Consider the following 10,954-nt stretch of genomic DNA (forward strand, 5'->3'; position numbering starts at 1 on the left):
TGTCCACGGGGAAGGCGGCTTCGGCGGCGTGTCATTGGAACGCGCCCCACGCGAGGCCGACAGGCGTCCGGCAGTGCAACTGCTCGTCGACCTGATTGAGGGCTCATCCGAGCCGGTCACCCTGGTCGCGCTCGGACCCCTGACCAACGTCGCGACCCTCATCGCGGCGTTCCCGCAGACCGCTGCGAAACTGGAGCGCATCGTGCTCATGGGCGGTGGAGCCCAGTTGCTCGGAAACGTGACACCGACAGCAGAATTCAACATCTGGTACGACCCGGATGCCGCCAGCCGGGTCTTTGCCGCAGGGATACCGATCACGATGATCGGCCTCGACGTCACCCACAAGGCGATCACGTACGCCGACGATTGGAACCCGTTGCGCGCGCAAGGGGGACCGGTCGCCGATGCCGTGACCGGCATGGTGGACTTCTATACCCGCACGTACCGCGATTCCCTCGGAATCGAGGGAACCGCGCAGCACGACTCACTCGCGGTTGCGGCCGTAATCGCGCCAAATCTGGTCACCACGCGGGCGCTCCATGTCGACGTCGAGTGCTCCGGTCCCCTCACCGTCGGGATGACCGTCGTCGATCTCAACAACGTGTCGGGACACGCTCCCAACGCCGACGTCGGTCTCGATGTCGACTCCGCAGCTTTCAACCAATTGCTCGTCGGCCGAATTATGGCCCTCAACAGTGTCGGCGAACCAGTCGCATAACTCTCCTCACGCGACGGATCACAAAGGAACATGACAATGGCACAGAAAATCATCCTGGACTGCGACACCGGCGTCGATGACACCATGGCGATTCTGTACGCGGCCCTTCACCCCGAAATTGATTTGCTCGCCGTGGGTTCGGTCTGGGGCAACGTGGACATCGAAACCGCGACCAGGAACTGCCTGCACACCGTCGCCATGGCCGGTCGAGCCGAGATTCCCGTTGCGCGCGGAGCAGCGGGCCCGATCGATGGCAGCGACGCGGTTTTCGCGTACCACGTGCATGGGGATGACGGGCAGGGCAACGCTGGTACAGGCAGGCCGGTCGGTGAAACTGTCGAGTGGACGGCTGCGGAGCAGATCATTCGGCTGGCGAAACGGCATCCGAAAGAGATCGAACTGATTGCCGTCGGGCCGATGACCAATGTTGCGCTCGCGCTGAGCTTGTGTCCGGAATTGCCCAGCCTCCTCAAGGGCGTCACGATTATGGGCGGAGCCGCAGGCGCGCCCGGCAACGTGACCGAGGTCGCAGAGGCGAACATACACTCCGATCCTGAAGCCGCCGCTGCGGTATTTTCTGCAACGTGGCCGTTGACAATGGTCGGACTCGACGTCACGATGATCACCACTCTCGATGATAGCCACCGAGCCACTCTTGCTGCCGGCGGATCCATCGGCCAATACATGGCAGACATCCTCGACTTCTACTTCTCCTTCTTTGAGGCTGCCGCGTTCGGTGAGCGCCGCAGTTGCATGCACGATGCCCTCGCCGTCGCAATCGGCGCGGGACTGCTCGAACCTGAACTGGCGCCGATCGTCAACGCCTACGTCGTGACGGGCGCAGGACCTACACGCGGTCAGACGGTGTGTGACTTGCGCGGAATGTACATGGGCTACCCCGAGCAGCACGGCGCGACCACGCGAGTGGTCCTGAAGTCAGATCCGGCTTTCGCGAAGGACGTTGTCAGAGTCATTGCCGAGGCAGGCGACTCCCCGATCGACCTGACCAGAGTTCGCTGAAATGTCTGATCTGACAGGAAAAGTCGCTCTCGTCACGGGAGCGGCGCGCGGGATTGGACGCAGCACGGCGGTGTGCCTCGCCGAGGCCGGCGTCAACGTCGTCGTCACCGATGTCGCCGATCAGGTTGCGGGTCTCGCCTACCGGACTGCGACAAGTGAAGATCTGGAGCGCACCGCACAACTCGTCCGTGAACGTGGGGCGCAGGCGCGGACTGCCCTCGTGGATGTGCGTGATCATGATGCGCTCGTGAAGTCGGTTGAGATCGCGACAGCGGAACTCGGCGGACTCGACATGGTCATCGCCAACGCGGGTGTGGCGAGCTGGCCGACCACGACCTGGCAGGCAAGCGAACAGCAGTGGAACACGATGATCGACGTTGTTCTCACCGGCACCTGGAACACTTGTCGGGCCGCGATCCCGGCGATGCTCGAACAAGGTAATGGCGGTTCGATCGTTTTCATCGGCTCGACGGCGGCTGTCAAACCACTGCCGACGATTGGCCATTACGCGGCAGCCAAGAGCGGGATCGTGGGGCTCATGAAAAGCCTCGCCCTTGAACTCGCCGCTGACAGCATCCGGGTGAACACGGTCCACCCGGGCGGAACCGGCACGTACATGACCGAGAACCCGTCGGCCGAGGCCTGGCAGTCCTCCGCGATCGGGGATGGCGGCGCACTGGCCCTCCCGATGCCGATTCACAGGATGGAGCCGATCGACGTTGCGCACGCGGTTCGCTGGCTCTGCTCCGACGAATCTCGCTATATCACCGGGACTGAACTCGTGGTCGATGCAGGAGCGACGCTGCGTTAGCGGACCACAGCAAATTCCGAGACATGCTTCAGCGCGTGCGTGTACTTCCACCATGCAGCCGTTCGTGTCGAATGCATTAGCCGGCGGTTTTCAGGGGCCATCCGGTGTACGCCTCAGCGAGGAACTGCTGCCCCGCCCGTGAAGACACGACTGACTCCAGTTCACCGCGCCGCCGCCGCTGGTCGAATTCGGTGGCATCGGGTGCCGCGTGCAGCATGCTCGTCATCCACCAGGAGAAATGCTGAGCGCGCCAGATACGCTTCAGTGCCCGATCGGGGAACTCCGTCAGCATCGCCGTCGAGCCGGAATGGTAGTAGTCCACCATTGCCTCGCTGAGCAGCAACACGTCTGCGACAGCCAGGTTGAGCCCCTTGGCACCGGTGGGCGGCACGGTGTGGGCGGCGTCGCCAACCAGGAACACACGCCCGCGTCGGAGTTTATGGGCGACAAAGCTTCGGAAGCGCAAAACATCGCGCTGGAAGATCGGCCCCTCGGTAAGCCCACCTCCCACTCGCTCCTGCAAGGAATCCCAAATCGCGGCGTCGCTCATCGCTGTCGGGTCGAGGTCGGGGTCGCACTGCAGGTACATCCGCTGCACGGTGGAGCTGCGCTGGCTGATCAGCGCGAAACCGTGATCCGAAGCGCTGTAGATCAGCTCGGCTGCACTCGGTGGGGCCTCGCAGAGGATGCCGAACCAGGCAAAGGGATACTCTCGGAAATAGCCGCCGGTCCGCGAACCGGATACGACTTCGCGAGCGACGCTGCGAGAACCGTCGGCGCCGACCACGAAATCGGCGATGATCTCAAAGGGCTCACCATCCGCATCGGTACCCACGATTCGCGGGGTCTCGCTGTCGGCATCCAGCACCGCGGAAGCGCTGACTCCGAACCGGAGATCCGCGCCGTCGCGAATCCGAGCCGCAATGAGGTCTTTCAGAACCTCATGCTGCGGGTACAACCACACCGCCCGGCCGACAAGGTCGGCGAAGTCGATGCGATGCCCTTCGCCGGCGAAGCGCAACTCGATTCCCTCATGTCGATGGCCCTCGGTCAGTACCCGGTCTGAGACGCCGGTTTCAGTCAGTAGATCGACGGTGCCATTCTCGAGGATCCCTGCGCGGATTGTCTTTTCGATCTCGTCCCGGCTTCGGCTGTCGATCACGATCGATTCGATGCCGGCCCGGTGTAGGAGGTGCGAGAGCATCAGTCCTGCCGGACCAGCGCCGATGATGCCGACTTGGGTGCGGCCGGTAGTGGTCACGGAGGTCTCCTTCGACGGTGAATAGCCTTGGCGACGATTCTGCGCGACGACTGCCCGTAATACCGGCTGGTTCCTGTTCATCGGGAAACGAAGTTTGCATCCTCGATTGCTTTGGTGATGCCGGCAGCGGCTCGCCTCAGGGCAGAGATCGTGGTTTGCTCCCGCTCGTGCCCGCGGGGCATGACGACCGAAAGCGCAGCGATCACCCGGCCGGCGCGGTCCTCCACCGGCACAGCGATGCCCGTGGAAACCGATTCGATGAACCCCGGCGCAACCGCGTAGCCCAGTCGTCTCACTTCGGCGAGCTTCTCCCGCAAAGTCCGAGGATCCGTGATTGTCTCCGCCGACACCGGGCGCAGCGGCGTGCCCAGAATCGCCTCCTGGAAGTCCCCGGGGGAGTGCGCCAAAAGAACCAAACCCGACGAGGATGCGTGCAGAGGTAGCCGCCCGGCAACCTTCGTGATGTTTGCGCCGGAGCCGCGATCTGACAGTCGCTCGATGAAGAGGACCGCGTCTTCGTCCAACACAGCCAACTGCGTGTGTTCACGGATCTCGCGCTGTACCTCGTTCATGAACGGCACAGCAAGCTCGCGAAGGCCCAGGGCGCGCGAACCACGAGTGGTCAGTTCCCACAGGCGCAAGCCAATGCGCACCATCCCGTCCTCGTCGCGTTCGAGGAGCCCCGACGTCAGCAAGTCGGAAACGATCCGATGCGTCGTCGAAACCGGTAGTCGAGCGCGCCGAGCGATCTCCGACGCCGTCTGAGCGGTTCGCCCGCTGTCGAACGTCGCAAGGATGCGCACAATGCGCTCCACCATCGAGTCGCCGGAAGGAGAATTCGCCACCTCAGTAGCGTCTCACGCTCGCGGTGCTCACAGCGGCGACGCGAGAAGTCGTTTCCGCTCAGCGGAAGCGATCCTAGGGCTTGTCCACCGGGCCTCCTTAGATGAGAACTGCCGCCTCCTCTCGGCCGTAGATGTGACCACGGATGAGGGGATCGGACTGACAACAAAGGAGTCGTCATGGCCACTGAGCAACCCCTCGATCCCAGCGAGTATCGGAGCGCACTGGGCGGCTTCGCCACGGGCGTGACCATTGTCACCACGAAGATCGACGGCGTTGCCTACGGCGCCACCGTCAACGCCTTCACCTCCGTGTCGATCGATCCACCGCTCGTGCTGGTCTCGCTCGACCGCCGCAGTAATCTCTGCGGCCGTCTCGCAGGCCGGCCCTTCGTCGTGAACGTACTCGAGCGGAGCCAGGAGTCGCTCGCCTGGCACTTCGCGGGTCGATCCCGATTCGAGCCTCACGAGATCCCGTGGAAGGCGGTCGAATCGGACTCGCCGTACGCGCCACTCAAGGGGACGGTCGCGGCCTTCCACTGCGACCCGTGGGCCGAGTACGACGGCGGTGACCACTCACTGTTCATCGGCGAGGTCCGGGCATTCACCCGAACCTATGGCGATCCGCTTCTGTTCCACAGCGGCATGTTTTCCATGACGGCCGAGAACTCCCGACAGGGACTGCACTCGACCTTGTGACACCGAGTTCCACCTCTAACCACCAGATTGAGACCGAAGGAAGTGAAGCATGACAACCGTTGAATCCACGACCAGCGTTGAATCCACCGAGTCTGACACCCCCACCTTGGCGGGCATCTCCAACAACAGCGTCCTGAACGACCTGCCCGCTGACCGGCCGATGACGGGCGACGAGTACGTCGCCAGCCTGCGAGACGGTCGTGAGATTTACATCTACGGTGAACGTGTCCGCGACGTAACGGAACATCCCGCGTTCTACAACCCGATTCGCATGACCGCGCGTCTCTACGATGCGCTGCACGATCCCGAGCAGAGCGATGCGCTGACCAGCCCGACCGACACGGGAAACGGCGGGCGAACGATGTCGTTCTTCCGCGCCGCCCGAAGCGTTGAGGACATGACGCAGGATCAGCGCGCCATCCGGGCCTGGGCCGAGATCACCTACGGATGGATGGGGCGATCACCCGATTACAAAGCCGCGTTCCTGGGCACACTCGGCGCCAATTCCGACTTCTACACTCCGTTCGAGGACAACGCGAAGCGCTGGTACGCGGAGTCCCAGAACAAGGTGCTGTACTGGAACCACGCCATCGTGAACCCGCCCGTCGACCGCAACCGCCCGGCAGACGAGGTCGAAGACGTCTTCGTGCACGTCGAGAAGGAGACCGATGCCGGTCTCGTCGTCAGCGGCGCGAAAGTGGTGGCGACAGGCTCCGCGCTGACTCACTTCAACTTCATCGGCTACTACGGCATGCCCTTCAAGAAGAAGGAGTACGCGCTCATCGCGACCGTGCCGATGAACTCGCCCGGCATGAAACTGATCTGCCGACCGTCGTACACCGCGACATCCGCGGCCATGGGCGCACCGTTCGACTACCCGCTCTCGTCACGCCTCGACGAGAACGACACCGTTTTGATTCTCGACAAGGTGCTGATCCCGTGGGAGAACGTGTTCTCCTACGGCGACGCCGATCGGATCTCGAACTTCGTGCCACTGTCGGGCTTCCTCGAGCGATTCACGTTCCAGGGCACCATCCGCCTCGCCGTGAAGCTCAAATTCATCGCCGGCCTGCTGATGAAGGCGGTGGAGATGACCGGCACGAAAGACTTCCGCGGCGTTCAAAGCCGGATCGGTGAAGTTCTCGCCTGGCAGCATCTCTTCGAAGGGCTGTCCGACGCTGCGATTCGCGACCACCGCGAGTGGGAAAACGGTGCGCTGCTGCCGAGCACCAAATACGGGATGATCTACCGCTGGTTCATGCAGGTCGGATACAGCAGGGTCAAAGAGATCATCGAACAGGATGTTGCGAGTGCCCTCGTCTACATGAACTCAAGCTCTGCCGACTTCAAGAACCCGGAGATCCGCAAGTACCTCGACAAGTACGCGCGCGGCTCGAACGGTTTCGACGCCGAAGCCCGCATGAAGCTGATGAAGGCGCTGTGGGACAGCATCGGATCGGAGTTCGGTGGGCGTCACGAGCTGTACGAGCGGAACTACGCGGGCAACCACGAGGGTGTGCGTGTCGAGCTGTACGGGGCCGCAGAGGCGACCGGCAACGCCGCAAGCATGAGGGGCTTCGTCGACCGCTTCCTCAGCGAGTACGACCTCGACGGGTGGACGTCTCCCGACCTGAAGAGCTTCGACGAGCTGCGCGCGAACACCTTCACGAGCATCCATAACGCCTGAGTCAACAATGTGGTGGGCCCGCATGATCGCCTTGAGCGACCGTGCGGGCCCATTCGCGTGCGCCCATATGGGCGCCACATGGTTCGCGGCGCTCTTGTACCTAGGCCAGACCCTGCCGTTGCGGGGCGATGTCAATCGACGCGATCGCGGTCAGCGCCCGGCCCATGGTGCGGGCGGCGTCGGTGAACAGGCTGCCCTGCACCCGCGCGGCGGTGATGCGCAGCGATTCATCCTGAGTCAGGCCGAACCAGCCGCACACGGTGGCGATGCCGTGCGGGGTCACGCGCCACAGCTTGTCGGCATCCTTCACGATGGCGTCCTCGATCGACAGCGCGGTCTGCCGGGAATCATGGCCATCGATGATTTCGACGACGCGCTCGATCAGGTCAGAGTCGGTGCCGAGGTCGGAGAGGATGCCGCGGGCGAGCCGTGCACCCTCGATCTCGTGCGTGCGGATCAGGTCGGGCCGTCCTCCACCGGGAGCGATCGCCTCGAGGATCTCGTGCTCGGCGACGGATGACCACCCGATGTCGTGCAGCAGGATCGCCGACAGAGCCACTTCTTCGTCGGCATCCGGTGTCACCGCAAGCAGTGCTCGGGCGATGCCGTAGGCGTACAGAGTGTGAGAGTCGTTGTTGCGAACACCCAGGTGGACGGCTGCCCGCTCCCAGATCGCGGCGTCCCGATCGCTGAGTGACAGGTACCCGTCGACGTCAATGCCGGCCGGAATGTGGCTGCGAACGTCACGCCCGTAGCGCGTGCTGGTCGGTGAAGTCATGCGAAGAGCCTCTAGCCGCGGCGGTGAATCGACTTGTAGGTCAGGTACGCGTTCAGCCCCTCGATGCCGTATTCGGTGCCGAGGCCAGAGTCGTGGCGGCCGCCGAACGGTGCGGCATGGTTCGAGGCGAAGAAGTTGATGCCCACCGATCCGGTGTCCATCCGATCGGCGACGGCCAGCGCCGCCGACTCGTCCTCGCCGAACACAATCCCGCCGAGACCGAAGTCGGTGTTGTTCGCTAGCTCGATCGCCTCATCGATCGTGGAGTACTTCAGCACCGACAGGACCGGGCCAAAGATCTCTTCGCGTGAGATTCGCATCCACGGCTCGACGTCAGCGAACACGGTGGGCTCGATGAAGTAGCCGCCCTCCAGGCCGCCGGACAATTGTGCCGCTCGCCCTCCGGTGGTGGCGCGGGCGCCTTCGGCGCGACCGGATTCGACGTAGTCCAGCACGGTACGGAATTGCGCCTCGGTCGCGGTCGGCCCGAACACGGTTGCGGGATCGAGCGGGTCGCCCTGCTGGCCGGCGGCGATGGTCGCAGTCACCACGTCGACGACCTCGTCATACCGGCTCGCCGGCGCCAGGATTCGCGTGGAGATGTAGCAGGTCTGCCCGGTGTTGCGCATGCACGAGCGAATGAGCACCGACGCCATGGCGTCCAGGTCGGCGTCGGGCATGACGATAGCGCTCGACTTGCCGCCCAGCTCCAGGGTGACGGGCCGCAGCAGTTCGCCGCTCGCCGCAGCGATCCGCCGGCCAACCGGCGTCGAACCGGTGAAGGCAACCTTGTCGACCCCGGGATGCCGCACCAGGGCGTCGCCCAGCCGGCCAGTGCCAGTGATCAGGTTGACCACGCCAGCGGGAACGCCGGCCGCCGCAACAGCGTCAATGATGAACCGGATCGACAGCGGAGTCGGTGAGGCCGGCTTGATCACCACGGTGCAGCCGGCGAGCAGCGCGGGCGCAAGCTTGATGACGACGAGGTTGATCGGGAAGTTCCACGGGGCGATCAGAGCACACACCCCGGCCGGGTCGCGTCGCACCACGGACTCGCCGCCGCCACGCGGGAACGCGCGCACGTCCTCACGTTCCAGGTAGTCGGCCAGACTGGCGAAGTAGCGCAGGATGCCGGCGGCGTTCGCCGCCGCGCCGGAAGACTCCGACACCGGTGACCCGTTCTCACGGGTGTTCGTCAGCGACAGTTCCGTCGCCCGCTTCTCGATCTCGTCGGCGATTCGCACCAGATACTGTGCTCGCTCGGTCGGCGTCAGTCTCGGCCACTCGCCGGCGAACGCGCGGCGGGCCGAGACCACGGCGGCGTCGACATCCTCAGCCGACCCGTCTGGCACCGAGCCCCAGACCTCACCGGTCGCCGGGTCGGTCACCGGGTTGCGGCCGGTGCCGACCGCCGGGGTCCATGCTCCGTCGATGAACATGTCATCGACATGGCTGTACGGCATCGCCAGGGCGGATCGTGCCGCGGAGGCATCCGTGACGGCCGAACCTGCCGGAGGGCTCGCCGTGGTGCTCGACTCGGTGTGCGACGTCATCGCAGCACCGCCGTCTTCAGCAGCGCCTGGGAGCGGGCGATATCCGCGGTGGCCATATCCAGCGCCGCCTGCGTGATCAGCTCGGGCAGGATATCGGTGACCAGCCGATCGGTGTACAGGGCGGGGTCCATCCTGAACCAGGAGCTGGCCAGCGCGATTCCCGCCTGGTCGAACCGCCACAGGCGGTCGGCATCGCGCGTCATCGCATCCTCCAGCGAGTACGCGACCAGACGGGTGTCGTGACCGTCGATGATCAGGCAGACACGCTCGATGAACTCGTCGGAGTAGCCGAGGTCGGGCAGCACGCGACGGGCCACCTCACAGCCTTCGCGCTCGTGTTCGTAGCGGATGTCAGAGGTGCGCCAGTTGCCGGTGAAGCCCTCCGAGATGATGCGGGTTTCGTCGACGTGTGCCCAGCCGGTGTCGTGCAGCAGGGTGGCCACTCGCACCAGTTCGGCATCCGCGGCGGGGTAGGCCCGGCAGAGCCGCTCGGCGAAGGCGAGCGAGATCGGCAGGTGGATGTCGTTCCCGCGGGTTCGAGTTTCGGGAACGACAGCTCGCCAGAGGTCATCCAGGTCATCGGATGACGCGGGCGTCGTGGCGATGGGTGACGTATCCACCGGCCCGGCGGCCGGTATCGGACGCACCGCGAAATCGGCTGCGAAGGCGGCGGCGAGAGAGTCATCCGTGGTGGGAGCCGGGGTGGTCGAGCCGCCCGGGGGGTTCGCGGTGGTCATCTTGCTCCTTCCGGGGGCTGGGTGCCCCTCGGAGAATCGGTGGTGATGGTCTTGAGAGCCGTGGCCGGGTCGGCAGCTTCGGCGGCGGGGATGTTGCGCCCGCTGGCGAGTGCGCTCTTGACGGCCATGAAATCGAGGGGGGCGTTCACGCAGTCCGCGGCAATGATCCGCCCCGCGCGGTAGTACAGCACGGTGAATTTGCCGCGCTCGTCGTCGCGACGGGTGACCGTCTGGTCGTGGCCGGTGCAGAGGCCGGCGATCTGCAACTTCAGATCGGCCTGATTCGACCAGAACCAGGGGATGCCGGCGTACTCCTCGCGTCGCCCGGTGAGGGAGTAGGCGGCGACCTTGGCCTGCTCGACAGCGTTGTTCACGCTTTCCAGGCGGATCCGTTCGCCCGGCGCTGATCCGGGCACCGGGTTCGGCATATTGGCGCAGTCGCCAACGGCCACGGTGGTGCCATCGGAGGCGACCGCGTAGCGGTCGACGACGATGCCGTTGTCCACGTCGAGGCCCAGCTGTTCCGCGAGGTCGGTGTTGGGAATCACGCCGATGCCGATGATTACGATCTGGGCCGGCAATACGGTGCCGTCGGGAAGCTCGACTCCCGCAACGCTCTGCCCGTCGGCATCCGGAACGAACCGCTGCACGGTGGTGCCGAGCCGGATGTCGAGCCCGCGCTCCCGGTGCGCGCGCAAAAAGTAATCAGCGGTGTCTTCGCCGACCGCACGGCCCACCAGACGCGGACCGTGCTCCAGCACTCTCACGTTCTTGCCGAGCTTCTGCAGGCTCGATGCGGCCTCGAGCCCGATGAACCCGCCGCCGATGATCACGACGTCCTGTACGTC

Annotated in this window: 11 protein-coding genes; 5 read left to right on the forward strand and 6 right to left on the reverse strand. The window is 64.7% G+C overall.

Going from position 1 to position 10,954, the window contains the following annotated elements:
• The 3 genes from ACLQ62_RS13950 to ACLQ62_RS13960 all read left to right on the forward strand — a co-directional run.
• Positions 1–718, forward strand: a 718-nt coding sequence (locus ACLQ62_RS13950; RefSeq protein WP_411722235.1) for a nucleoside hydrolase, incomplete at its 5' end; no start/stop codon positions are given.
• Positions 719–754: 36 nt separating this feature from the next.
• Positions 755–1,738: a nucleoside hydrolase gene (locus ACLQ62_RS13955; RefSeq protein ID WP_411722236.1), complete on the forward strand. Its 984-nt coding sequence runs from the start codon at positions 755–757 to the stop codon at positions 1,736–1,738.
• Position 1,739: 1 nt separating this feature from the next.
• Positions 1,740–2,549, forward strand: a complete 810-nt coding sequence (locus tag ACLQ62_RS13960; protein WP_411722237.1) for a mycofactocin-coupled SDR family oxidoreductase — start codon at positions 1,740–1,742, stop codon at positions 2,547–2,549.
• Between the two features lie 76 nt (positions 2,550–2,625).
• On the opposite strand, the gene ACLQ62_RS13965 is transcribed toward ACLQ62_RS13960, so the two are convergent.
• Entirely contained in the window at positions 2,626–3,810 is a 1,185-nt protein-coding gene (locus ACLQ62_RS13965) for a 4-hydroxybenzoate 3-monooxygenase (RefSeq protein WP_411722238.1), read from the reverse strand.
• Positions 3,811–3,887: 77 nt separating this feature from the next.
• Positions 3,888–4,655 (reverse strand): IclR family transcriptional regulator, encoded by a 768-nt coding sequence (locus tag ACLQ62_RS13970; protein WP_411722239.1) that lies wholly within the window; start codon positions 4,653–4,655, stop codon positions 3,888–3,890.
• A 177-nt stretch (positions 4,656–4,832) separates the two neighbouring features.
• Between ACLQ62_RS13970 and ACLQ62_RS13975 the strand changes: the two genes are divergently transcribed.
• Positions 4,833–5,351, forward strand: coding sequence for a flavin reductase family protein (locus ACLQ62_RS13975; RefSeq protein ID WP_411722240.1), 519 nt, complete (start codon positions 4,833–4,835; stop codon positions 5,349–5,351).
• Between the two features lie 49 nt (positions 5,352–5,400).
• A complete protein-coding gene (locus tag ACLQ62_RS13980; RefSeq protein ID WP_411722241.1) occupies positions 5,401–7,038 on the forward strand; it encodes a 4-hydroxyphenylacetate 3-hydroxylase N-terminal domain-containing protein in 1,638 nt (545 codons plus the stop codon).
• A 100-nt stretch (positions 7,039–7,138) separates the two neighbouring features.
• Here the strand turns inward: ACLQ62_RS13980 and ACLQ62_RS13985 are convergent, their stop codons facing one another.
• The 4 genes from ACLQ62_RS13985 to ACLQ62_RS14000 are packed head-to-tail and all read right to left on the reverse strand — an operon-like array spanning position 7,139 to position 10,939.
• On the reverse strand, positions 7,139–7,816 hold the full coding sequence (locus ACLQ62_RS13985; protein WP_411722242.1) for an HD domain-containing protein: 678 nt from the start codon (positions 7,814–7,816) through the stop codon (positions 7,139–7,141).
• An 11-nt stretch (positions 7,817–7,827) separates the two neighbouring features.
• Positions 7,828–9,369: an aldehyde dehydrogenase family protein gene (locus tag ACLQ62_RS13990; RefSeq protein WP_411722243.1), complete on the reverse strand. Its 1,542-nt coding sequence runs from the start codon at positions 9,367–9,369 to the stop codon at positions 7,828–7,830.
• Entirely contained in the window at positions 9,366–10,106 is a 741-nt protein-coding gene (locus ACLQ62_RS13995; RefSeq protein WP_411722244.1) for an HD domain-containing protein, read from the reverse strand. Before ACLQ62_RS13995 ends, ACLQ62_RS13990 begins: the two co-directional genes overlap by 4 nt.
• Entirely contained in the window at positions 10,103–10,939 is an 837-nt protein-coding gene (locus ACLQ62_RS14000; RefSeq protein ID WP_411722245.1) for an NAD(P)/FAD-dependent oxidoreductase, read from the reverse strand. Before ACLQ62_RS14000 ends, ACLQ62_RS13995 begins: the two co-directional genes overlap by 4 nt.
• Positions 10,940–10,954: the final 15 nt, after the last annotated feature.

This window comes from Mycetocola sp., assembly GCF_046716805.1.
Lineage (GTDB): Bacteria > Actinomycetota > Actinomycetes > Actinomycetales > Microbacteriaceae > Mycetocola_A.